This is a genomic window from Streptomyces sp. HUAS MG56 (assembly GCF_058673395.1).
In genome coordinates this window covers 5,943,543-5,965,239 of the sequence record NZ_CM178722.1, presented here as the reverse complement: position 1 = coordinate 5,965,239, position 21,697 = coordinate 5,943,543, and the positions used below count along the sequence as shown (strand labels likewise).

Annotated in this window: 21 protein-coding genes; 6 read left to right on the top strand and 15 right to left on the bottom strand. The window is 72.5% G+C overall.

The features are described from left to right. Positions 1 to 45: 45 nt before the first annotated feature. Positions 46 to 2,571, bottom strand: a complete 2,526-nt coding sequence (locus tag AC4OXY_RS28215; RefSeq protein WP_356029169.1) for an ATP-dependent Clp protease ATP-binding subunit — start codon at positions 2,569 to 2,571, stop codon at positions 46 to 48. A gap of 457 nt (positions 2,572 to 3,028) precedes the next feature. Here AC4OXY_RS28215 and AC4OXY_RS28210 point away from each other — a divergent pair, with 457 nt between their 5' ends. Then, positions 3,029 to 3,829: an SCO3374 family protein gene (locus AC4OXY_RS28210; protein WP_491991289.1), complete on the top strand. Its 801-nt coding sequence runs from the start codon at positions 3,029 to 3,031 to the stop codon at positions 3,827 to 3,829. On the opposite strand, the gene AC4OXY_RS28205 is transcribed toward AC4OXY_RS28210, so the two are convergent. The 10 genes from AC4OXY_RS28205 to AC4OXY_RS28160 all read right to left on the bottom strand — a co-directional run bounded on the left by AC4OXY_RS28205 (position 3,808) and on the right by AC4OXY_RS28160 (position 12,165). After that, positions 3,808 to 4,143: a histone-like nucleoid-structuring protein Lsr2 gene (locus tag AC4OXY_RS28205; protein WP_356029389.1), complete on the bottom strand. Its 336-nt coding sequence runs from the start codon at positions 4,141 to 4,143 to the stop codon at positions 3,808 to 3,810. The genes AC4OXY_RS28210 and AC4OXY_RS28205 overlap by 22 nt on opposite strands. Before the next feature lie 203 nt (positions 4,144 to 4,346). Next, a complete protein-coding gene (locus tag AC4OXY_RS28200; RefSeq protein ID WP_356029173.1) occupies positions 4,347 to 4,880 on the bottom strand; it encodes an amino-acid N-acetyltransferase in 534 nt (177 codons plus the stop codon). Between the two features lie 9 nt (positions 4,881 to 4,889). After that, a complete protein-coding gene (locus AC4OXY_RS28195; protein ID WP_376293702.1) occupies positions 4,890 to 5,357 on the bottom strand; it encodes a BlaI/MecI/CopY family transcriptional regulator in 468 nt (155 codons plus the stop codon). Between the two features lie 168 nt (positions 5,358 to 5,525). Continuing rightward, a complete protein-coding gene (locus tag AC4OXY_RS28190) occupies positions 5,526 to 5,705 on the bottom strand; it encodes a hypothetical protein (RefSeq protein WP_071373304.1) in 180 nt (59 codons plus the stop codon). 101 nt (positions 5,706 to 5,806) lie between these two features. Continuing rightward, the gene (locus tag AC4OXY_RS28185) at positions 5,807 to 6,454 is read right to left on the bottom strand and encodes a hypothetical protein (protein WP_491994653.1); all 648 of its coding nucleotides are present in this window, start codon (positions 6,452 to 6,454) and stop codon (positions 5,807 to 5,809) included. Between the two features lie 229 nt (positions 6,455 to 6,683). Beyond that, positions 6,684 to 7,481 (bottom strand): type III pantothenate kinase, encoded by a 798-nt coding sequence (locus AC4OXY_RS28180; protein WP_356029179.1) that lies wholly within the window; start codon positions 7,479 to 7,481, stop codon positions 6,684 to 6,686. Positions 7,482 to 7,486: 5 nt separating this feature from the next. Continuing rightward, positions 7,487 to 8,464 (bottom strand): carboxylating nicotinate-nucleotide diphosphorylase, encoded by a 978-nt coding sequence (nadC, locus tag AC4OXY_RS28175; RefSeq protein WP_356029182.1) that lies wholly within the window; start codon positions 8,462 to 8,464, stop codon positions 7,487 to 7,489. 37 nt (positions 8,465 to 8,501) lie between these two features. Continuing rightward, on the bottom strand, positions 8,502 to 10,223 hold the full coding sequence (locus AC4OXY_RS28170; protein ID WP_356029184.1) for an L-aspartate oxidase: 1,722 nt from the start codon (positions 10,221 to 10,223) through the stop codon (positions 8,502 to 8,504). Then, positions 10,220 to 11,212: a pantoate--beta-alanine ligase gene (gene panC / locus AC4OXY_RS28165; protein WP_362821662.1), complete on the bottom strand. Its 993-nt coding sequence runs from the start codon at positions 11,210 to 11,212 to the stop codon at positions 10,220 to 10,222. Before panC ends, AC4OXY_RS28170 begins: the two co-directional genes overlap by 4 nt. Beyond that, entirely contained in the window at positions 11,212 to 12,165 is a 954-nt protein-coding gene (locus AC4OXY_RS28160) for a Rossmann-like and DUF2520 domain-containing protein (RefSeq protein WP_491991288.1), read from the bottom strand. Before AC4OXY_RS28160 ends, panC begins: the two co-directional genes overlap by 1 nt. 196 nt (positions 12,166 to 12,361) lie before the next feature. Here AC4OXY_RS28160 and AC4OXY_RS28155 point away from each other — a divergent pair, with 196 nt between their 5' ends. After that, positions 12,362 to 13,519, top strand: a complete 1,158-nt coding sequence (locus AC4OXY_RS28155; RefSeq protein WP_402068668.1) for a threonine aldolase family protein — start codon at positions 12,362 to 12,364, stop codon at positions 13,517 to 13,519. A 21-nt stretch (positions 13,520 to 13,540) separates the two neighbouring features. Here AC4OXY_RS28155 and AC4OXY_RS28150 read toward each other — a convergent pair whose 3' ends face one another. Further along, positions 13,541 to 13,747, bottom strand: a complete 207-nt coding sequence (locus AC4OXY_RS28150) for a hypothetical protein (protein WP_402068666.1) — start codon at positions 13,745 to 13,747, stop codon at positions 13,541 to 13,543. A gap of 185 nt (positions 13,748 to 13,932) precedes the next feature. On the opposite strand from AC4OXY_RS28150, the gene AC4OXY_RS28145 reads away from it, so the two are divergent. After that, the gene (locus AC4OXY_RS28145) at positions 13,933 to 15,036 is read left to right on the top strand and encodes a DUF5937 family protein (protein ID WP_491991287.1); all 1,104 of its coding nucleotides are present in this window, start codon (positions 13,933 to 13,935) and stop codon (positions 15,034 to 15,036) included. Positions 15,037 to 15,227: 191 nt separating this feature from the next. Here AC4OXY_RS28145 and AC4OXY_RS28140 read toward each other — a convergent pair whose 3' ends face one another. Further along, positions 15,228 to 15,899 (bottom strand): response regulator transcription factor, encoded by a 672-nt coding sequence (locus AC4OXY_RS28140; RefSeq protein WP_356029198.1) that lies wholly within the window; start codon positions 15,897 to 15,899, stop codon positions 15,228 to 15,230. 69 nt (positions 15,900 to 15,968) lie between these two features. Next, positions 15,969 to 17,174 carry a sensor histidine kinase gene (locus AC4OXY_RS28135; protein ID WP_491991286.1) on the bottom strand — a complete coding sequence of 402 codons (1,206 nt, stop codon included), beginning with the start codon at positions 17,172 to 17,174 and terminating at the stop codon, positions 15,969 to 15,971. Positions 17,175 to 17,292: 118 nt separating this feature from the next. On the opposite strand from AC4OXY_RS28135, the gene AC4OXY_RS28130 reads away from it, so the two are divergent. Beyond that, positions 17,293 to 18,636, top strand: coding sequence for an SAM-dependent methyltransferase (locus AC4OXY_RS28130; protein ID WP_491991285.1), 1,344 nt, complete (start codon positions 17,293 to 17,295; stop codon positions 18,634 to 18,636). A 9-nt stretch (positions 18,637 to 18,645) separates the two neighbouring features. On the opposite strand, the gene AC4OXY_RS28125 is transcribed toward AC4OXY_RS28130, so the two are convergent. Continuing rightward, positions 18,646 to 19,797 (bottom strand): NADH-quinone oxidoreductase subunit D, encoded by a 1,152-nt coding sequence (locus tag AC4OXY_RS28125; protein WP_356029205.1) that lies wholly within the window; start codon positions 19,795 to 19,797, stop codon positions 18,646 to 18,648. 31 nt (positions 19,798 to 19,828) lie between these two features. Between AC4OXY_RS28125 and AC4OXY_RS28120 the strand changes: the two genes are divergently transcribed. Both AC4OXY_RS28120 and AC4OXY_RS28115 read left to right on the top strand, forming a co-directional pair. Beyond that, positions 19,829 to 20,359: a PH domain-containing protein gene (locus tag AC4OXY_RS28120; RefSeq protein WP_356029208.1), complete on the top strand. Its 531-nt coding sequence runs from the start codon at positions 19,829 to 19,831 to the stop codon at positions 20,357 to 20,359. After that, the gene (locus AC4OXY_RS28115; protein WP_356029211.1) at positions 20,356 to 21,696 is read left to right on the top strand and encodes a PH domain-containing protein; all 1,341 of its coding nucleotides are present in this window, start codon (positions 20,356 to 20,358) and stop codon (positions 21,694 to 21,696) included. The genes AC4OXY_RS28120 and AC4OXY_RS28115 overlap by 4 nt, the downstream gene beginning before the upstream one ends. Position 21,697 lies beyond the last annotated feature (1 nt).

Below are 21,697 nucleotides of genomic sequence, written 5' to 3'. Positions count from 1 at the left end.
TGCCAAAGGCACCGGCCCCTTCAACTCGGCTGGTCCGCCGGAGGCTTACGCCTCCTTGCTCAGGTTCGGCCCGGCACCGCCGGCCGCCTGCTCGATCGGCGGGACGTCGGGCAGCGCCGACTTCTCCTCACCGCGGAAGGTGAAGGTCTGGGCGTCGCCCTCGCCCTCGGTGTCCACGACCACGATGTGACCGGGGCGCAGCTCACCGAAGAGGATCTTCTCCGAGAGCGTGTCCTCGACCTCGCGCTGGATCGTGCGACGCAGCGGACGCGCGCCCAGCACCGGGTCGTAACCCTTCTTGGACAGCAGCTCCTTGGCGGACTGGGAGAGCTCGATGCCCATGTCCCGGTCCTTCAGGCGCTCGTCCACCTTGCTGATCATCAGGTCGACGATCCGCAGGATGTCCTCCTGCGTCAGCTGCGGGAAGACGACCACGTCGTCGACGCGGTTGAGGAACTCGGGCCGGAAGTGCTGCTTCAGCTCGTCCTGGACCTTGTTCTTCATGCGCTCGTAGTTGGTCTTCGTGTCACCCGAGGCCGCGAAGCCCAGGTTGAAGCCCTTGGAGATGTCCCGGGTGCCGAGGTTGGTCGTCATGATGATGACCGTGTTCTTGAAGTCCACGACCCGGCCCTGGGAGTCGGTCAGGCGACCGTCCTCCAGGATCTGCAGCAGCGAGTTGAAGATGTCCGGGTGGGCCTTCTCGACCTCGTCGAACAGGACGACGGAGAACGGCTTGCGGCGCACCTTCTCGGTGAGCTGGCCGCCCTCTTCGTAGCCCACGTAGCCGGGGGGCGAACCGAAGAGCCGCGAGACCGTGTGCTTCTCGCTGAACTCCGACATGTCGAGGGAGATCAGCGCGTCCTCGTCACCGAAGAGGAACTCGGCGAGGGCCTTGGAGAGTTCGGTCTTACCGACACCGGACGGGCCGGCGAAGATGAACGAACCACCGGGGCGCTTCGGGTCCTTCAGACCGGCACGCGTACGACGGATCGCCTTCGACAGCGCCTTGACGGCGTCGACCTGGCCGATGACCCGCTTGTGGAGCTCGTCCTCCATGCGCAGCAGACGCGAGGACTCCTCCTCGGTCAGCTTGAAGACCGGGATGCCGGTGGCGGTCGCGAGGACCTCGGCGATCAGCTCGCCGTCGACCTCGGCGACGACGTCCATGTCGCCGGCCTTCCACTCCTTCTCGCGCTTGGCCTTGGCGGCCAGGAGCTGCTTCTCCTTGTCGCGCAGGGAGGCGGCCTTCTCGAAGTCCTGCGAGTCGATCGCGGACTCCTTGTCCCGGCGGACGGCGGCGATCTTCTCGTCGAACTCGCGCAGGTCCGGCGGAGCGGTCATCCGGCGGATGCGCATCCTCGATCCGGCCTCGTCGATCAGGTCGATCGCCTTGTCCGGCAGGAAGCGGTCCGAGATGTACCGGTCGGCCAGGGTGGCCGCCTGGACCAGGGCCTCGTCCGTGATGGAGACGCGGTGGTGGGCCTCGTAGCGGTCGCGCAGACCCTTGAGGATCTCGATCGTGTGCGGCAGGGACGGCTCGGCGACCTGGATGGGCTGGAAACGGCGCTCCAGGGCCGCGTCCTTCTCCAGGTGCTTGCGGTACTCGTCCAGCGTGGTCGCACCGATGGTCTGCAGCTCACCGCGGGCCAGCATCGGCTTCAGGATGCTCGCGGCGTCGATGGCGCCCTCGGCGGCACCCGCACCGACCAGCGTGTGCAGCTCGTCGATGAACAGGATGATGTCGCCGCGGGTGCGGATCTCCTTGAGCACCTTCTTCAGGCGCTCCTCGAAGTCACCGCGGTAGCGGGAGCCGGCGACCAGGGCACCGAGGTCCAGCGTGTAGAGGTGCTTGTCCTTGAGCGTCTCGGGCACCTCGCCCTTGACGATGGCCTGGGCGAGGCCCTCGACGACGGCGGTCTTGCCGACGCCGGGCTCACCGATCAGGACCGGGTTGTTCTTCGTACGGCGGGACAGCACCTGCATGACCCGCTCGATCTCCTTCTCGCGCCCGATGACCGGGTCGAGCTTGGACTCACGAGCGGCCTGGGTGAGGTTCCGGCCGAACTGGTCGAGGACGAGGGAGGTCGAGGGGGTGCCCTCGGCCGGGCCGCCGGCGGTGGCGGTCTCCTTGCCCTGGTAACCGGAGAGCAGCTGGATGACCTGCTGCCGCACCCGGTTGAGGTCTGCGCCCAGCTTGACCAGGACCTGGGCGGCGACGCCCTCGCCCTCACGGATCAGGCCGAGCAGGATGTGCTCCGTGCCGATGTAGTTGTGGCCCAGCTGAAGAGCCTCACGGAGCGACAGCTCCAGGACCTTCTTGGCACGGGGAGTGAAGGGGATGTGCCCGGACGGGGCCTGCTGGCCCTGGCCGATGATCTCCTCCACCTGCTGGCGGACCGCCTCAAGCGAAATGCCGAGGCTCTCCAGGGCCTTAGCGGCGACACCTTCGCCCTCGTGGATGAGACCCAGGAGGATGTGCTCGGTGCCGATGTAGTTGTGGTTGAGCATCCGGGCTTCTTCCTGAGCCAGGACGACAACCCGCCGCGCGCGGTCGGTGAACCTCTCGAACATCGTTAATCGCTCCTCAGAGCGGTCAGGCAGTGGGGGGAACTTCCCCTCCCTGTCCTTCCGCAGCTTAGTCCCGCAAGCGGGGACCGCTCATTCCAACTGCCGACACCGTCCTTGGCCTCCTGACCCCGAACGCCGACATCTGTCCCAACCTGATGGTGCGAGACGATGTTCCCGCAGGCCAGGCAGTTACCCTCATCGCCAGTACGCCGATGGCGAACGTGAGACGGGCCGTCCTGCGTGTCGCCCCCTCCCACTAGGCATGTCTTACCCGCGGGGACTGACACTCCATGCCGCAGGGCCCCGTTCCCTCCGCTATGGGCGAACAACCTCGCGCTCCCCCGGACCCCCACACGCCTCCCCTTCCGAAACCATGAGCAACCATTCGAGTACTCAGCGTAACCGTCAGGTCACTCGGCCGGTTGCACCTGGCATGGCTGGCCCGGCCCGGGAGCACCGCATGACTCACCCTGTCCACACCGTCCCCTTTCCCCGCCGGCCCCTCGACCCGGGCGACGGCCTCCTCGACCCTCCTGCCCCGGAATCGGGGCCGTGCTCCGCAGCGGGCGGCCCGGAGGCGCGAATCCGCCACTGGTACGAGAACGATCTGGGGTGGGCGACCGTGCCCGGACGGCCGCTGTGGCTGCTCACCGGGGTGCGGTTCGACGTCCTGGACGTGCCGGCCGAGGCGGGCGCGCGGGCGCTCCGGCATCTCGCGCCGGGCTCTCCGGTGGCGCTGCGGGGCGACCGGATGCAGCTGCTGGTGGCCGCGGGCGGCGCGGAGGAGCTGCCGGGGCTGCTGGACTGGCTGGAGTGGAGCGCCGTCCCCCTCGACCTGCGGGCCCTGGGCGCGGGCGGCGCGGTGGAGGCGCCGGGGCCGCCGCCGGAGGCCGGTGGTGCGCCGGAGGCGCCGAGGTCATCGCTGCCTGAGGCCGGTGCGCCGGAGGCCCGTGTGCCGGATGCCGATGTGCCGACGGCCGGCCTGCCGACGGCCGGTCCGGCTTTCGGCTCCGTGCCTTTCGACTCCGTGCCTTTCGGCTCCGTACGGGGGGCCGCCGTGTGGCTGCGGCCCCCTCGGCCGGGAGGCGAGGCCGAGGCCTCGCTGCCTGCACTGTCGGCGATGGGACGCGAGGGGAGCGCCCCCGATCTCGTGCGACTGGTGGACACGGTGGCAGCGGAGTGTCACCGCGTCCGGCTGCGGCGCGCGTGCGCCGGGCCGTCGCCCGCCGTGCGGCGGGATCAGCCGTTGGCCTTCTCGTAGGCTTCGCGGATGTTCCCCGGAACACGGCCGCGGTCGTTGACCTCGTAACCGTTTTCCTTCGCCCAGGCGCGGATCGCCGCGGTGTCCTGGTTGCCACCGGAAGCGGCGCGGGCCTTTCCGCGTCCACCAGAGGCACGGCCTCCGGTACGACGGCCGCCCTTCACATAGGGCTCCAGAAGCCCACGCAGCTTGTCCGCATTGATGGTCGTGAGATCGATCTCGTACGTCTTGCCGTCCAGCGCGAACGTCACCGTCTCGTCCGCCTCGCCGCCGTCGAGGTCGTCGACAAGAAGGACCTGAACCTTCTGTGCCACCGGATTTCCTTTCATCGATAACGTTGAGGGCCAGGGGTGTGCGGCGTCCGCCGTTTCGCCGCCCCTGTTATATGCAGTACTGCACTACGCCGGAAAGCAAACCGCTTTTGCCGGAAAAACACAAACCCCCGGGAGAGCACCGGTGGACCCCCTAGACCCGGAAACATGCGCGTTTCGGACATAGGGCACTCGGGCAATGGCGATCACAGATGCAGAAGCATCCGGCTGTTGCCCAAGGTGTTCGGTTTCACTCGTTCGAGACCGAGGAACTCGGCGACGCCCTCGTCATAGGAACGCAACAGCTCCGCGTAGACATCCGCGTCGACGGGCGTCTCACCGATCTCCACGAAGCCGTGCTTCCCGAAGAAGTCCACTTCGAAGGTGAGGCAGAAAACGCGGCGAACGCCGAGCCGGCGTGCGGTCTCGACGAGCTTCTCCAGCAACTGATGGCCGACGCCGGCGCCCTTGAGGCCCGGCTTCACCGCGAGAGTGCGGACTTCCGCGAGGTCCTCCCACATGACGTGCAGCGCACCGCAGCCGACCACCTCGGCGTTGTCGTCGCGTTCCGCGACCCAGAACTCCTGGATGTCCTCGTAAAGCGTGACGGTGGCTTTGTCGAGCAGGATGCGGTCACGCACGTAGGCGTCGAGGAGGTGGCGTACGGCCGGGACATCGCTCGTCCGCGCCCGGCGGACGGTGATGTCTTTTGCGGAGACTTCGGGGCGCTCGGCTGACATGAGCGGACGCTATCGCCCGGCGGCGTCCTCTGCCGAGCCGGGGTTCTCCTCTTGGCGAGGTTCGGCGGGTTCCTGTCGCGGAGCTTCCTGTTGCGCGGCTTCCCGTTGCCGGGGTTCGGGAGCTTCGGGGGCTGCGGAAGCTTCCGGGGTTTCCGGTCCTTGGACGATGCGTACCGCGTCGCGGAGGGCGTGCCGCTGTTCCTCGCTCATCATCCCGAAGAAGGCGACGAGAGCGGCGGCCGGGTTGTCGCTCTGCGACCACGCGTCGTTCATCAGGGCGGCGGCGTAGGCGGCCCGTGTCGAGACGGCCTCATATCGATAGGCCCGCCCTTCGGCCTCCCGGCGCACCCAGCCCTTCTGATGGAGATTGTCCAAAACGGTCATCACGGTGGTGTACGCGATCGAGCGTTCCTGCTGGAGGTCTTCCAGGACTTCTCGAACCGTCACCGGGCGGTTCCACTTCCACACCCGCGTCATGACCGCGTCTTCGAGTTCTCCCAATGGGCGAGGCACAGCTCAGAACAATAGTGGGAGATCCCGACAATGGCGTGCCGGACGTGCACTAACCCTGCGAACGCGAACAAAAAGGGCGTACGACTCGGATCCGCACCCCACGGGATGCGGGAGTCGTACGCCCGGGGTGGATCAGGCGTCGCCGCCGGCGGAGGCCTGCCGCGCACTCTCCGCGCGCGCGAGGGCGGCGTCGACGGCCGCGTCCTCCTTGGCCTTGGCGGCACCGCCCTGGGTCTTCACGATCACCCTGACCAAACCGATGAAGAACACGGCCATCACGACCGGAGGCACGAGCGCGGAGACGTAGTCCATGCCTGACAGGGTAGCCACGCGGGAACGGGCGAAAGGTACGGGGTGCGCGAACCACCCGATTGGCCTCCCGACCTGCACGGACACCCCGGCGGGTGGGCGGGTCAGCCCGCGGCGAGCTGGCGGGACTCGGTGTCCTCCGTCGGCGGCACCGGCTTGCGGCGCGGGAAGACCTCGCCCGGCGTCGGGATGGGGCGCTTCGGGGGCGCCGGCTGTGGGGCGGGGCGCTCCGCGGGGGCCGGCCCCGGCTTCTGCGCGGGCTTCTCCGCCGGTTTCGCCGGCTCCCCGGCCTCCTGGACCCCGGACTCGCCCGCGCCGCCGGGAAGGGCCGTCAGGCGCGTCCGTGCGGGCGGTACGGCGGGAGCGGGCACCGTCCGGGCGCCCTGTGCGAACCGGGCTCGTACGTCCTGCTCGGCCAGCGCCTGGCAACGGTCCAGCAGCGCGGCCGCCGCGAGATTGCCGCGCAGCGCCCGCAGCGCGGCCAGGTCGTCCGGCGTCGGCCGGTGCCCGGCGCCCAGCGCCTCCTCCAGGAGGGTGAGGTAACCGGCGGCGGTACCCGGCAGCGCGGCCCGGTACCGGCCGAGGTCGGCCACCAGGAACGCGCGCAGTCTCGCCCCCTCGCACATCGCCTCGTCGAGCGACTCGGCGAGCCGGAAACAGTCCTGGACGTCCCCGGCAGAGGCTTGGCTGGGGTGAAGGGCGAGGGCGAGGGCGCGACGGAGCACACGCAGCTCCTCCACGCCGAACGCCATGCCGCCGCGGGATCCGTATGGCGTGGGCATGCGGCGACGCTATCGCTAATCGGACAAAAGTGACGGACCGGAATGTTGTATCGCCGCGTGTCGCTCCGTGTTTCCCTCGACCGGGGCCACGAACACGCACCCAGGCGCCATATCCGGGCGACATCCGCGCGCGTGGAATGCGAGAACCGGCGCCACCCGGTCGAAAGACCGGCGCCTCCCGGAGAGGGCGCCGGTCGTCTCACATGCGCGACACGTTCCGCTCGTACACCAGGCGCAGCCCGATCAGCGTCAGCCACGGCTGGTGCTCGTCGATCGCCGAGGACTCCCCCAGCACCATCGGCGCGAGCCCGCCCGTGGCGATCACCCGCACGTCGTCCGGGTCCTCGGCCAGCTCCCGGGCCATCCGCTCGACCACCCCGTCGACCTGCCCCGCGAAGCCGTACACGATGCCCGCCTGCATGGCCTCGACGGTGTTCTTGCCGATCACGCTGCGCGGCCGGGCCACCTCGATCTTCCGCAGCTGCGCGCCCTTGACGCCGAGCGCCTCCACGGAGATCTCGATGCCGGGTGCGATGACACCGCCGACGTACTCCCCGCGCGCGGAGACCGCGTCGAACGTGGTCGCCGTGCCGAAGTCGACGACGATCGCCGGGCCGCCGTACAGCTCCACGGCCGCGACCGCGTTGATGATCCGGTCCGCGCCGACCTCCTTGGGGTTGTCGGTGAGGATCGGCACGCCCGTCTTCACGCCCGGTTCCACCAGCACCGCGGGCACGTCGCCGTAGTACCTGCGGGTGACCTCGCGCAGCTCGTGCAGCACCGACGGGACGGTCGCGCAGATGGCGATGCCGTCGATGCCGTCGCCCAGCTCCTCACCGAGCAGCGGGTGCATCCCCATCAGGCCCTGGAGCAGCACCGCCAGCTCGTCCGCCGTGCGGCGCGCGTCCGTGGAGATGCGCCAGTGCTCGACGATGTCCTCGCCGTCGAACAGGCCGAGGACGGTGTGCGTGTTGCCGACGTCGATCGTGAGCAGCATGGCCGTTACTCCGCCTCGCGCAGATCCAGGCCGATGTCGAGGATCGGCGAGGAGTGGGTGAGCGCGCCGACCGCCAGGAAGTCCACACCGGTGTCGGCGTACGCGCGCGCGGTGCCGAGCGTCAGCCGCCCGGAGGCCTCCAGCAGGGCCCGGCCGCCGACGATGCCGACGGCCTCCGCGCACTCGCCGGGCGTGAAGTTGTCCAGGAGGATCAGGTCGGCGCCCGCCTCGACCACCTCGCGCAGCTGGTGCAACGTGTCGACCTCGACCTCGATCGGCACGTCCGGGAAGGCCTCCCGTACGGCCTTGAAGGCCTGTGCGACGCCGCCGGCGGCGACCACGTGGTTGTCCTTCACCAGGGCCGCGTCGGACAGCGACATGCGGTGGTTGACGCCTCCGCCGCAGCGGACCGCGAACTTCTCCAGCGCGCGCAGGCCGGGGGTGGTCTTGCGGGTGTCGCGGACCTTGGTCTTGGTGCCCTCCAGCGCGTCCGCCCACGCGCGCGTGGCGGTCGCGATGCCGGACAGGCGGCACAGGATGTTCAGCGCGCTGCGCTCGGCGGTGAGCAGGTCACGCGTGCGCGAGGTGACCGACAGCAGCTTCTGCCCGGCCTCGACCCGGTCGCCGTCGTCGACGTGCCGCTCGACCTCGAACTCGTCGGTGCAGACCACGGACAGCACAGCCTCGGCGACCCGGAGGCCCGCCACGACGCCCGCCTCGCGCGCGGTGAAGTCGCCGGTGGCGGTGGCCTCCTCGGGGATGGTCGCGACGGTCGTCACGTCCACGCCGCCGTCCAGGTCCTCCTGGATGGCGACGTTGGCGACGTCCTCGACCTCGATGGGGTCGAGCCCGGCGGCGGCCAGCAGCTCGGCGAGCGCGGGGTCGAGCCCGCACTCCAGGTATTCGTGGTCGCCCTCGGCGCCGCAGGCGCAGTCGTCGCCGCAGCCGCCGGCGGAGGCGAGGGGAAGGTCGTCGGTGCTCACGTCTGTCACTGCTCCTGGGGCGCTGGGTTCGCGGGTGTTACCGGGTAGGGGGGAAGTCTGCGGTGTCGGTGGTGCCTACGGCCAGGGACCGGTCCGGGCTCAGCCGTACGACGATGTGGCGCCGCCAGTTGGTGTCGTCGCGCTCGGCGCGGTCCTCGCGCCAGTGGCAGCCGCGGGTCTCCTCGCGCAACCGGGCGGCGGCGACCAGGGCGCGGGCGACGCACAGGAGGTTGGTGGCCTCCCAGGTGTCGACGCCGGGCTCGGCGGTCTTGCCATGCTCCTGGAGCGCGTCGCGGGCCTGCGTGTGCAGCCCCTGGAGCTGTTCGGCGGCCCGGGCGAGGGACTCCCCCGAGCGCAGCACGCCCGCGCCCTCGGTCATGATCCGCTGGATGGCGAACCGGGTCTCGGGGGCGAGCAGCGGGTGGGCGGGCGTCTCGGGGTGCGGGACCGGTGCGGGCACGCGCGCGTGGAGGCCGTTCTCCGCCCGCGCGGCGGCGATGTCGGCGGCGATGCTCTCGGCGTAGACGAGGCCTTCGAGCAGGGAGTTGGACGCGAGCCGGTTCGCGCCGTGCACGCCGGTGCAGGCGACCTCGCCGCACGCGTACAGGCCCGGCACCGTCGTCCGGCCCCGCGCGTCGGTGCGCACGCCCCCGGAGGCGTAGTGCGCGGCCGGGGCGATCGGGATGGGCTCGGTGAGCGGGTCGATCCCGTTGGCGCGGCAGGCGGCCAGGATGGTCGGGAAGCGGTGCTCCCACATGTCGGCGCCGAAGTGCCGGGCGTCGAGGTACATGTGCTCGGCGCCCTGCTCCAGCATCCGCCGCAGGATGCCCTTGGCGACGATGTCCCGGGGCGCCAGCTCGGCCAGTTCGTGCTGGCCCACCATGAAGCGCACGCCGTCGCCGTCGACCAGGTGGGCGCCCTCGCCGCGCACGGCCTCCGAGACGAGCGGCTGCTGCCCCTCCGCGTCCGCGCCGAGGAACAGCACGGTCGGGTGGAACTGCACGAACTCCAGGTCGGAGACCTCGGCGCCCGCGCGCAGCGCCAGCGCCACGCCGTCGCCGGTGGACACGGACGGGTTGGTGGTCGCGGAGAAGACCTGGCCCATGCCGCCGGTCGCGAGGACCACCGCGGGGGCGTGCACGGCGCCCACGCCGTCGTGCTGGCCCTCGCCCATCACGTGCAGCGTGACGCCGGCCGTACGGCCCTCGGCGTCGGTCAGCAGGTCCAGCACCAGGGCGTTCTCGATCGTGCGCAGCCCGCGCGCGCGTACCGCCTCCACCAGGGCCCGGGAGACCTCGGCGCCGGTCGCGTCGCCGCCCGCGTGCGCGATACGGCGCCGGTGGTGGCCGCCCTCGCGCGTGAGGGCCAGTCCGCCCTCGGAGGACTCGTCGAAGTGGGCTCCGGTGTCGATGAGCCGGCGTACGGCGTCGGGGCCCTCGGTGACGAGGATCCGGACGGCGTCCTCGTCGCACAGGCCCGCGCCGGCCACCAGGGTGTCGTCGAGGTGCTGCTCGGGTGTGTCGCCCTCGCCGAGGGCGGCGGCGATGCCGCCCTGCGCCCAGCGCGTGGAGCCGTCGTCCAGGCGGGCCTTGGTGACGACGACCGTCGTGAGCCCGGCGGCCTCGCAGCGCAGGGCCGCGGTCAGCCCGGCCACGCCGGATCCGACGACGACCACGTCCGCGGCGATGCTCCACCCGGGGGCCGGCGCGTGCAGACGTATGCCCGTGTTGGTGGCCGGGTTGGTGCCTGTGCTGGTCACGAGGCGGCTCCGAAGGTCAGGGGGAGGTTGTCGATCAGCCGGGTCGTGCCGACCCGGGCGGCGACGGCGAGGACGGCCTCGCCGGTGAAGTCGTCGCCGATCTCGGTGAAGTCGGCGGGGTCGACCAGGGCGAGGTAGTCCAGCCGGAGCGGCGGGACGAAGCGCGCGGCCTCGTCCAGGACCTGGCGGGCCGCCGCGCGGACCGCGGCCGGACCGCCGGGTACGGCGGTGGCGACGGCGTGCGCGTCGGCCGCCGCGCGGGACTCTCCTATGGCGCTGAGCGCCTCGGCACGCGCGTGCGTGGAGGGCACTTCGCGGGCACGCGCGCGCAGCGCCTCCTGCGCCGCGTGCCGGTCGCGGCCGGCGAACAGCGCGCGGGACAGCGCGAGCGCCGTACCGCGCTCGTCGGGCGAGAGGTAGCGGTTGCGGCTGGACAGGGCGAGCCCGTCCGCCTCGCGCACCGTGGGTACGGCGACGATCTCGACGCCGAAGTTCAGGTCCCGCACCATGCGCCGGATCAGGGCCAGCTGCTGGGCGTCCTTCTGCCCGAACAGGGCCGCGTCGGGGCGGGTGAGGTGCAGCAGCTTGGCGACGACGGTGAGCATGCCGTCGAAGTGGCCCGGCCGCGAGGCACCCTCCAGACGCTCGCCCATCGGGCCGGCGGTGATGCGAACCTGGGGGTTGCCGCCGGGGTAGACCTCGTCCACGGAGGGCGCGAACACCGCGTCCGCGCCCGCCTGTTCGGCGATCTTCAGGTCGGCGTCGAGGGTGCGCGGGTAGCGGTCGAGGTCCTCGCCCGCGCCGAACTGGAGGGGGTTGACGAAGACGGTGACGACGACCTCGCCGTCGCGGCCCGCCAGCTCCCGCGCGCTGCGGATCAGGGTCGCGTGGCCCTCGTGCAGGGCGCCCATCGTCATCACGACGGCACGTCGGCCGCGGCGCACGCGTGCGTGCAGCTCTTCGGCGGTGCTCAGCAGGACGGTGGTCATCAGGCGTTCCCCTTGGTGCCGTTGGTGCCGTTGGTGCCGTTGGTGCCGTTGGATCCGTCGGCCAGCACACCGAGCAGATCCTCGGCGAGCTCCGGCTTCAGCAGGCCGTGGGCGAGGGCCCGGTCGGCGGTGGCGCGGGCCATCGCGAGGTAGCCCGCGACGGTCTGCGGGGCGTGCTTGCGCAACTCGGTGACGTGCGCGGCGACCGTGCCGGCGTCCCCGCGCGCGACAGGCCCGGTGAGCGCCAGGTCGCCGGAGCGCAGCGCGTTGTCCAGGGCGGCGCCGAGCAGCGGGCCGAGCATCCGGTCGGGCGCCGTCACACCGGCCGTGCGCAGCAGCTCCATGGACTGAGCGACGAGGGTGACCAGGTGGTTGGCGCCGAGGGCGAGGGCCGCGTGGTAGAGCGGGCGGTTCTCCTCGCTGATCCACTCGGGCTCGCCGCCCATCTCGATGACCAGGGCCTCGGCGGCCAGCCGCAGCTCCTCGGGCGCGGTGACCCCGAAGGAGCAGCCGGCGAGGCGCTGGACATCCACCGGGGTGCCGGTGAACGTCATCGCCGGGTGCAGCGCCAGCGGCAGCGCGCCCGCGCGCAGGGCGGGGTCGAGGACCCCGGCGCCGTAGCGGCCGGAGGTGTGCACGAGCAGCTGGCCCGGCCGTACGGAACCGGTCTCGGCGAGGCCGGCGACCAGGCCGGGCAGGGCGTCGTCGGGGACGGTCAGCAGCACCAGGTCGGCACGCTGGAGGACCTCGGCGGGCGGCACCAGCGGCACGCCCGGGAGCATGGTCTCGGCGCGCCTGCGGGAGGCGTCGGAGACTCCGGAGACGGCCACCGGGCGGTGCCCGGCGAGCTTGAGGCACGCGGCCAGCGCGGGGCCCACGCGGCCGGCGCCGACGACGCCGACGGTGAGCCGCGCGGGGCGGTCCCTGAGGTCTGGCTGGTGGACTGTACTCACGCGACGGCGGCCTTCCCGTTCCAGTCCGCTCTGGGTACCGGACGATGTACCGGACGATTTCTCGTCATGTTAACGCTATCCGGTCCGGCAGCGGCCGGTCGTCCACAGGCTGTGGGTTTCGCCACGCCGCCGCGAGGGCTCCGCGGCGTGGAAATCCCGGTACCGGGCGGGTGCGGGGCGCGGCATGATCGCCGCTATGACCGATACGGCTGAGCAGGATCAGAGGCGGGCACGGTACGAGCGGCGGGTGGCCGCGTCCAAACGGGCGCGGCGCGTGCTGTGGCGCGCCCCGTTCGAGGGCACGATCCGGGAGCGCCTGGACTGGCTGGCCCGGACGGCACCCGAGGTCCACGACCTCGACGAGCGGGTCGACATGTACGGCGACCGGATCGTGGGCACCCTGGAGGACAGGGTCGCCGCGCTGCTCGGCACGGAGGCCGCCGCGTTCTTCCCGACCGGCACGATGGCCCAGCAGGTGGCCCTGCGCTGCTGGGCCGCCCGCACCGGAGACCCCACCGTCGCCCTGCACGGCCTCGCCCATCCCGAGGTGCATGAACGGAACGCGTTCAGCCAGGTCAGCGGCTTGCGCCCGGTGCGGGTGACCAGCGAGCCCCGGCTGCCCACGGCCGCCGAGATACGCGACTTCGACGAGCCCTTCGGCGCGCTGATGCTGGAACTGCCCCTCAGGGACGCCGGTTACGTCCTGCCCTCCTGGGAGGAGCTGACGGAGGTCGTCGAGGCCGCGCGGGAGCGCGATGCGGTGGTGCACTTCGACGGCGCGCGCCTGTGGGAGTGCACGGAGCACTTCGGGCGCTCCCTGGAGGAGATCGCCGCGCTCGCCGACACCGTCTACCTCTCGTTCTACAAGTCCCTCGGCGGCTTCGGCGGGGCCGCCCTGGCCGGCCCGAAGACGCTGATCGAGGAGGCGAAGGCCTGGCGGCACCGGTACGGCGGCATGATCTTCCAGCAGTTCCCGACCGTGCTGTCGGCCCTCGCCGGACTCGACACGGAACTGCCCCGGCTGCCCGGCTATGTGCGGCACGCGCGCGTGGTGGCCGCGGCGTTGCGCGAGGGGTTCGCCGAGGCCGGCGTGCCGGGAGCCCGCGTGCACCCCGCGGTGCCGCACACCCACGAGTTCCGGGTCTGGCTGCCGTACGCCCCCGACGTGCCGGCCGAGGCGGCGGTGCGGCAGGCGGAGGAGACCTCGGTCCTGCTGTTCGCGCGGGCCTGGGACCACGGCGGGCCGGACCTGGCGTTCACCGAGGTCACGGTCGGCGCGCAGGGCCTGGAGTGGACGGCGGACGACGTGCGGGCGGCCGTCGCCGACTTCGTGACGCGCCTGCCCGCGCCGTGATCGGCGCCCGCGGGACTGTGATCACAGTGCGCGCGGGCGCAGCCGGCGGCGCAGGGCGTACCGCACGCGCCCGCGTGCCGGGCACTCGGCGACGACCGCACTGAAGCGCCGGTACGCGCGCAGTTCGCGCACGGTCTGAAGGTCGTGGCGGCCCGGCGCGGGCGGCTCGGGCTCGCCGAGCGTGCGCGCCCGGTGGATGTCGAGGAGGTACTGCTGGGTGACGCTCATGGCGGATCGCCTCTACAGGATGTTCGGGACGTGGCTGATCTGGACGTGGCTGATCTGTGGGTGATCGGGCTCCGCGGCTGCCCCGGTGCCTTCAGCCTGGTCGAGCCCGGTGCGGATGTCCCGTGGATTGACGACTGCCGTCAATCCACGGGGGCACTGTCAGTGGGCCGGTGCACGATGGGTGCATGAGCGTGACGATCGACATCACCGGACTGCCGCCCGAGCGGGTCCGGGTCGTGCCCTCCCCGCTGGCGGAGCTGGGGATGGCGCTGCACGCGCTCAGCGAGCCCGGCCACCACCCCGATCTCCAGGGCTGGGCGACCGCCGTCTCGTCCCGGCTGGACCCCCGCCTGGCCGACCGGCTCTGCGAGGCCGACTTCCTGTGGCGTACGACGTTCTCGGACGTCTTCGCCCCCTTCGGCGGCGTCCCCGGCCGGCGCACGGTGCCCGGCGCCACCCTCGCCGAGGACCTGGACCTCCTGGACAAGCTGACGGACCAGCAGTTCGTCGACGCCGCCCTGGAGTTCACCTGCCGGCTGCGCTACGACGTCCAGGAGCCGGCCCTGCTGGACGACCCGGAGCTGCGCCGCCGCGCCCTGGAGCTGGCCGCCGCGCGCGGGGCCGTACAGGAGCAGTTCACGCGCCGGCTGCTGGAGGACCCGCCGTTCGTCCGGGCGTGGTTCCGGCAGCTGATGCTCGACTGCGACGAGGCCTTCTTCGCCGACACCTGGGCCCGCATCCAGCCCCAGCTCGCCGCCGACGCCCGGCACCGGACCGAGCTGCTGCGCCGCAAGGGCCTCGGCGAAGCCGTCACATCGCTGTCCGAGGCCGTCTCGCTGGACGAGGAGGCCGGGCTGATCACGGTCGACAAGCTCTCGGTGGGCCGCACCGCCACGGGCGACGGCGGCCTGGTCCTGGTGCCGACCAGCCTCGGCTGGCCGCACGTCATGGTGCTGCACCGCTTCGGCTGGCAGCCGTCGATCACCTACCCCGCGAGCGGCACGCGCCCGCAGGCCCCGTCCGTCGAACAGCTCACGCGCCGCCTGGAGGCGCTGGCCCACCCGGTGCGGATGCGGCTGTGCCGGCATCTCGCGCGCGCCCCGCACACCACGGGCGAACTGGCCGACGCGCACGGCATGTCGGCCCCCGAGATATCCCGGCACCTCGCGGTGCTGAAGAGGGCGGGCCTGATCACGGACTGCCGCCGCGGCCGGTACGTCCAGCACCAGCTGGACCTGTCCGCGGTGGCCCGGCTGGGCAGCGACTTCATCGAGGGCGTCCTGCGCTGACGCCTCCCCGCGGGGGCCGACGGTCCACCCCACCGGAGCCCCGTGTCACCCACGGCGGGCACCGGTCCCGCCCGGTCGGTGCCCGCAGACCCGCCGAGGCCGGCACACCGGCGCCGGCCGACCGTACGACGCCCTCGGCTCCCCGTCGGGCACCCTCGTCAGGCGCCCGCACGCCTCCGGTTGAGCTCGGGTCAGCCGTGCCCGCCCGCGCGGACCAGCCCGGTCTCGTACGCCAGCACGACCACCTGCACCCGGTCGCGCAGGCCGAGCTTGGTCAGGATGCGGCCCACGTGGGTCTTGACCGTGGCCTCGCTGAGCACCAGCCGGGCCGCGATCTCCCCGTTGGACAAGCCCTGCGCGACGAGCACCATCACCTCCCGCTCCCGGTCGGTGAGCCGCTCCAGCTCCTTGTGCTGCGGCTCCTTGCCGCCGGAGGGCAGCATCGGCGCGAAGCGGTCCAGCAGCCGCCGGGTGGTGGAGGGCGCCACGACGGCGTCACCGCTGTGCACGGACCGGATGGCGGCCAGCAGCTCACCGGGCGGCACGTCCTTGAGCATGAACCCGGAGGCGCCCGCCTTCAGCCCGGAGAACGCGTACTCGTCCAGGTCGAACGTGGTCAGGATCAGCACCTTCGGCGCGTCCGGCTCCGCGCAGATCCGCCGGGTGGTCTCCACACCGTCCAGCTTCGGCATGCGGACGTCCATCAGGACGACGTCGACCGGGGTGGTGCGCAGCACCTGGAGCGCCTCGACGCCGTCGCCCGCCTCCGCGACGACCTCCATGTCCGGCTGGGCGGCGAGCACCATCCGGAACCCGGTGCGCAGCAGCACCTGGTCGTCGACGAGCATCACGCGGATCGTCATCGGGCCTCTTTTCAGAAATCGGCTTTCAGGGGGCGGCTTACGGGTGTCGGTCGGGAGCGCGCGAGGACATCAGTGCGCCGGTTTGAGCGGGAGCAGGACGCTGATGCGGAATCCTCCGCCCGGGCGCGGGCCCGCGTCCAGCGTGCCGCCGACCATGCCGACGCGCTCGCGCATGCCGATCAGCCCGTGCCCCTGGCCGTCGGCGCCGCCCTCCTCGTACAGCTCGTGCGGGGCGCCCTTGCCGTCGTCCTCGACCAGCAGGCCGAGCCCGTCGTCGAAGTAGACCAGCCGCACGCTCGCGCCCGCGTTGGGCCCGCCGTGCTTGCGGGTGTTGGTCAGCGCCTCCTGCACGATCCGGTACGCGGTCAGCTCCACGCCGCTCGGCAGCGGGCGCGGGGTGCCCTCGACCTTGAAGTCGACCGGCAGCCCGGAGGCGCGGCACTGCTCGACGAGGTCGTCGATCTGGTCGACATCGGGCTGCGGGACGTACTCCCCGCCCTCCTGGTGCTCCCCGGTGCGCAGCACGCCCAGCAGGCGGCGCATCTCGGCGAGAGCCTGCCGGCCGGTGGAGGAGATCGTCTCCAGGGCCTTCTTGGCCTGGTCGGGGGCGGCGTCGAGGACGTAGGCGGCGCCGTCGGCCTGCACCACCATCACCGACACGTTGTGTGCGACGACGTCGTGCAGCTCGCGCGCGATCCGGGCACGCTCGGCGGCGACCGCGACCTTCGCCTGGGCCTCGCGCTCCTTCTCCAGGCGGGCGGCGCGCTCCTCCAGCTGGGCGAAGTAGGCACGCCGCGTGCGCATGGAGTCACCGAGCACCCAGGCGAGCGCGAAGGGCACCGTCTGGAAGACCGCTATGGCGATGTGCCCGACGAAGCCGGAGTGCGTGGCCGGCCAGCGCATCTGCGCGACGGTCGCCGCGACGAGGCTGACGCAGAGCGCGACCCGCGAGGCCCAGCGCGCGCCGATCGCCGCGACCGTGAACGTGATCACCAGCATCGCGAAGTCGGCGACGGTCGTCTCGACGTCCAGGACCAGCTGGGCCAGTCCGGTCGCGCACGCGACCAGCAGCATCGCCTCCGGGAAACGGCGGCGCAGCGCGACGACCGTGCACAGGACGACGGACACGGCCAGGCCCGCGGCGATCGACCCGTGGTGCCCTGCCGATCCGTGCAGATTGACCACACTCACGCCGGACAGCCCGAACAGGACGACGGCCCAGAAGGTGTCGACCCAGGTCGGGTGGCGGCGGAGGAAGTCGTAGAGGCTCTGCACGTAACCCAGAGTAGGGAAACGGGATGCGTGCGGGGGTCAACCGGAGGGCCGATCCACACCCGGTGCGCGTACTCCGCAAGGTGGAGGAAGTGATCATCTGTGCGCCTAGTCTGTTCCGGTGACGGATGAAACGGCACGGGAAGCGGAACGGGCTTCCGGCGGCCACGGTGACGGCGGTGGCGGCCGGCCGGACGAGCAGGTCCGGCGCGGCTGGCGTGTGGCGGCCGAGGCGGCGCTGTACGGGCCCGGCGGCTTCTACCGGCGCCCGGAGGGCCCGGCCGGTCACTTCCGCACGTCCGTGCACGCCTCCCCGCTGTTCGCGCGGGCCGTGGCCAGGCTGCTGTGCCGGGTGGACGAGGTCCTGGGGCGGCCCGACGCGCTGGACTTCGTCGACATGGGGGCGGGCCGGGGCGAGCTGGTCGCCGGCGTGCTCGCCGCCCTGCCGGCCGACGTGGCCGCACGCGCGCGTGGATACGCCGTCGAACGCGCCGACCGACCGCCCGGCCTGGACTCGCGCATCACCTGGCTGCCCGAGCCCCCGGCAGCGGTCACCGGGCTGCTGTTCGCCAACGAGTGGCTGGACAACGTGCCCGTCGACGTCGCCGAGGTCGACCCCGCGGGGGTGCCCCGGCTGGTGCTCGTCGCCGAGGACGGCACCGAGCGGCTCGGGGAGCCCGTGACGGGCGCGGACGCGGACTGGCTCGCCCGCTGGTGGCCGCTGCGCGCCGAGGAGGGGCTGCGCGCGGAGATCGGGCTGCCCCGGGACCTGGCGTGGGCGTCGGCGGTCGGCCGACTGGTGCGCGGGCTCGCCGTGGCGGTGGACTACGCGCACACCCGCGACACGCGCCCCCCGTTCGGGACGCTCACCGGCTTCCGGGAGGGACGCGAGACGGCGCCCGTGCCGGACGGATCGTGCGACATCACCGCGCACGTGGCACTGGACGCGTGCGCGGCGGCCGGCGCCCTTGACGCCGGGAGTACGGGGCAGTCGCCCCAGGGCACACCGCGCACGTCCCCCGATTCGCCGCCTACGTCTCCCGCGCGCACGTCTCCCGATCGGGCGCGCATGCCCTCCAGCGAGGCGCGCACGCTCCCCGGGGAGGCGCATACGTCCCAGAACACCACCAGCGCGCCCCCGAACACCCCTCCCGCGCCCTCCACGCCTCAGAACACTGCGCGCACACCCCATGACGCGGCGCGGGAGCCCCACGACACGGCGCGCATGCTGTCGCCCGCGCGCCTGCTCACGCAGCGCGCCGCCCTGCGCGCCCTGGACATCACCGGCGCGCGCCCCCCGCTCGCGCTGGCCTCCACAGACCCCGCCGCCTACGTACGCGCCCTCGCGAGCGCCGGAGAGGCCGGCGAACTCACCGCGCCGGGCGGCCTCGGCGACTTCGGCTGGCTGGTCCAGCCGGTCGGCGTCCCGGACCCGCTGGCGGCGGAACCCCCGGCCGCCCCCTAGCCGCCCGGGCTACTTGTCGATGTCGCCGACCACGAAGAACATCGACCCCAGGATCGCCACCATGTCCGCCACCAGCGTCCCCGGCAGCAGCTCGGTCAGCACCTGGATGTTGTTGTACGACGCCGAGCGCAGCTTGAGCCGGTACGGCGTCTTCTCGCCCTTGCTGACCAGGTAGTAGCCGTTGATGCCGAGCGGGTTCTCGGTCCACGCGTACGTGTGTCCCTCGGGCGCCTTCAGGACCTTCGGCAGCCGCTGGTTGATCGGGCCCGGCGGCAGCCCGGCGAGCCGGTCCAGGCAGGCGTCGGCGAGGTCGAGCGCGTTGTGGGTCTGCTCCAGGAGCACCTCGAAGCGGGCGAGGCAGTCCCCCTCGCTCCGGGTCGCGACCTTCAGGGTGTCCTGGAGGTCGCCGTACGCCAGGTACGGCTCGTCGCGGCGCAGGTCGAAGTCGACGCCCGAGGCGCGCGCGATGGGTCCGCTGACGCCGTAGGCGTGCACCGCTTGCGGCGTCAGCGCGCCGACCCCGCGCGTGCGCCCCCGGAAGATCTCGTTGCCGAGCACCAGGTCGTCGAAGACGTCCATGCGCGAGCGCACGGCGGCGACGGCGGCACGCGCGCGTGCGCTCCAGCCGGCCGGCAGGTCCTCCTTGAGGCCGCCGACGCGGTTGAACATGTAGTGCATGCGCCCGCCGGAGACCTCCTCCATCACGTTCTGGAGCACCTCGCGCTCGCGGAACGCGTAGAACACCGGGGTGATGCCGCCCAGCTCCAGCGGATAGGAGCCGAGGAACATCAGGTGGTTGAGCACCCGGTTCAGCTCGGCGAGCAGCGTGCGCGTCCACACCGCCCGCTCGGGCACCTCCATGCCGAGCATCCGCTCCACGGCGATGACCACGCCCAGCTCGTTCGAGAACGCCGACAGCCAGTCGTGGCGGTTGGCGAGCACGATGATCTGCCGGTAGTCGCGCGCCTCGAAGAGCTTCTCGGCGCCGCGGTGCATGTACCCGATCACGGGCTCCGCGCGCACGATGCGCTCCCCGTCCAGCACCAGCTTGAGCCGCAGCACACCGTGCGTGGACGGGTGCTGGGGCCCGATGTTGAGCACCATGTCCGTGCTCTCCGCGGCGCCGCCGATCCCGACGGTGGTCTGGGTCGTAGGAGTCATGGTCCCAGTTTCCCCTACGTACGCTGGCCCCATGGAAACGGGGAGCCCGCACGAGGCGGGGACAGCGGGGACAGCGGGGATACCGGGGATGCCCGGGGACGAGCCGGTGTGGCGGGGGCTGCCGCCCGGCTTGCTGCGGATGCGCCGGCTGCTGCTCGCGGTGTGGACGGCGCTGCTCGCGCTCGCCGCGGGTCTGCTGCCGGGCCTGTTCGCGGGTCCCGCGTGGGCGGCGTTCGCGCTGCTGCCCGTCGCGTGCGCCGCGTGGTGCTGGCGGCTGCTGGGGCGCAACTGGCGCTCGTGGCGGTACGCCGAGCGGGCGGACGACCTGCTGATCAGCCGCGGCGTGCTGTGGCGCGAGCAGACGGTGGTGCCGTACGGGCGGATGCAGCTGGTGGAGGTCACCTCCGGGCCGGTGGAGCGCCGTTTCGGGCTGGCCACCGTGCAGCTGCACACCGCGGCCGCCGCGACCGACGCGACCATCCCCGGCCTGGACCCGGCCGAGGCGGAACGGCTGCGGGACCGGCTCACCGAGCTGGGCGAGGCACGATCGGCGGGCCTGTGAGCGGCCAGGACCACGCCGACGGCACGGACGCCGGGGAGCGCGTACCCGTGACCGAGCGCCGGCTGCACCCGGTCACACCCTTCCGGCGGGCGTGGGCGCCGGTCGCCGTACTCGTCGGCTGGGCGGCGCACGACCCGAACAGCGCGCAGGAGCAGCTCGCGCGGCTGACCGACACCATGCTCCTGCTGGGCCTCGCGGTCCTGGTGCCGGTGGCCGGTCTGTACGGCTTCCTGTCCTGGTGGTTCACGCACTTCGCGGTCACCGGCTCCGAACTGCGCATCCGCACCGGCCTGTTGTTCCGGCGCACCGCGCACATCCGGCTGGAGCGCATCCAGGCCGTGGACGTCTCGCGTCCCCTCCTCGCGCGCGTGGCGGGCGTTGCGAAGCTGCGGATCGACGTCGTGGGCGCCGACAAGAAGGACGAGCTGGCCTTCCTCGGCGAGCAGGAGGCACGCGCCCTGCGCGCGGAACTGCTCGCGCGCGCGGCGGGTTTCGCACCCGAGACGGCGCATGAAGTCGGGGAGGCACCGGCGCACGAGTTGCTGCACGTGCCCCCGCGCGCGCTCGCGCTCTCCCTGGTGCTGACGGCCGCCACCTGGGGCTCGCTGTGCGCCGCGCTCCTCGTGCCGACCGTGCTGTGGCTCACCACCCACAGCCTGTGGACCGTCCTCGGCACCGCCCTGCCGCTGCTCGGCGGGGCCGGCGCGCACAGCGCGGGACGGTTCGCCGCCGAGTTCGACTGGAAGGTGGCCGAGTCCCCGGACGGGCTGCGCATCGACCACGGGCTGCTCGACCGCACGCACGAGACGGTGCCGCCCGGCCGGGTGCAGACCGTGCGGATCGTGGAGCCCCTGCTGTGGCGGCGGCTCGGCTGGGTGCGGGTGGAGCTGGACGTGGCCGGGTCCGCCAACTCGGTGCTGATACCGGTCGCCCCGCGCGCGGTCGCCGAGTCCGTCATCGCGCGCGTGCTGCCGGACGTGACGGTGCCCCAGGAACTGTCCCGCGCACCGGGGCGGGCCCGGTGGTGCGTACCGGTGTGGTGGCGCGGCCGTCGCCTCGCGGTCACCGGCACGGTGTTCGCCACCCGGCACGGCCTGCTGCGCCGCAGCCTCTCGCTGGTCCCGCACGCCAAGGTGCAGAGCGTACGGCTCACCCAGGGGCCCTGGCAGCGCGTGTGGCGGCTCGCCGACGTCCACGTGGACACCGGGGCCGGAAAGACCGTCACCGCCGGGCAGCGGGACGCCGAGGAGGCCGTACGGCTTCTGCGCGAGCAGGCCGAGCGGTCCCGCACCGGACGCCGGGACGCCCGCCCGGACCGCTGGATGACCGCCGGGTGAC

Excerpts from the sequence above, each read along its gene's own strand:
- AC4OXY_RS28215 (WP_356029169.1), bottom strand. The coding sequence starts at position 2,571 with ATGTTCGAGAGGTTCACCGACCGCGCGCGGCGGGTTGTCGTCCTGGCT.
- AC4OXY_RS28210 (WP_491991289.1), top strand. The coding sequence starts at position 3,029 with ATGACTCACCCTGTCCACACCGTCCCCTTTCCCCGCCGGCCCCTCGAC.
- AC4OXY_RS28200 (WP_356029173.1), bottom strand. The coding sequence starts at position 4,880 with ATGTCAGCCGAGCGCCCCGAAGTCTCCGCAAAAGACATCACCGTCCGC.
- AC4OXY_RS28195 (WP_376293702.1), bottom strand. The coding sequence starts at position 5,357 with ATGACGCGGGTGTGGAAGTGGAACCGCCCGGTGACGGTTCGAGAAGTC.
- AC4OXY_RS28190 (WP_071373304.1), bottom strand. The coding sequence starts at position 5,705 with ATGGACTACGTCTCCGCGCTCGTGCCTCCGGTCGTGATGGCCGTGTTC.
- AC4OXY_RS28185 (WP_491994653.1), bottom strand. The coding sequence starts at position 6,454 with ATGGCGTTCGGCGTGGAGGAGCTGCGTGTGCTCCGTCGCGCCCTCGCC.
- AC4OXY_RS28180 (WP_356029179.1), bottom strand. The coding sequence starts at position 7,481 with ATGCTGCTCACGATCGACGTCGGCAACACGCACACCGTCCTCGGCCTG.
- panC (WP_362821662.1), bottom strand. The coding sequence starts at position 11,212 with ATGACCACCGTCCTGCTGAGCACCGCCGAAGAGCTGCACGCACGCGTG.
- AC4OXY_RS28155 (WP_402068668.1), top strand. The coding sequence starts at position 12,362 with ATGACCGATACGGCTGAGCAGGATCAGAGGCGGGCACGGTACGAGCGG.
- AC4OXY_RS28150 (WP_402068666.1), bottom strand. The coding sequence starts at position 13,747 with ATGAGCGTCACCCAGCAGTACCTCCTCGACATCCACCGGGCGCGCACG.
- AC4OXY_RS28145 (WP_491991287.1), top strand. The coding sequence starts at position 13,933 with ATGAGCGTGACGATCGACATCACCGGACTGCCGCCCGAGCGGGTCCGG.
- AC4OXY_RS28140 (WP_356029198.1), bottom strand. The coding sequence starts at position 15,899 with ATGACGATCCGCGTGATGCTCGTCGACGACCAGGTGCTGCTGCGCACC.
- AC4OXY_RS28125 (WP_356029205.1), bottom strand. The coding sequence starts at position 19,797 with ATGACTCCTACGACCCAGACCACCGTCGGGATCGGCGGCGCCGCGGAG.
- AC4OXY_RS28120 (WP_356029208.1), top strand. The coding sequence starts at position 19,829 with ATGGAAACGGGGAGCCCGCACGAGGCGGGGACAGCGGGGACAGCGGGG.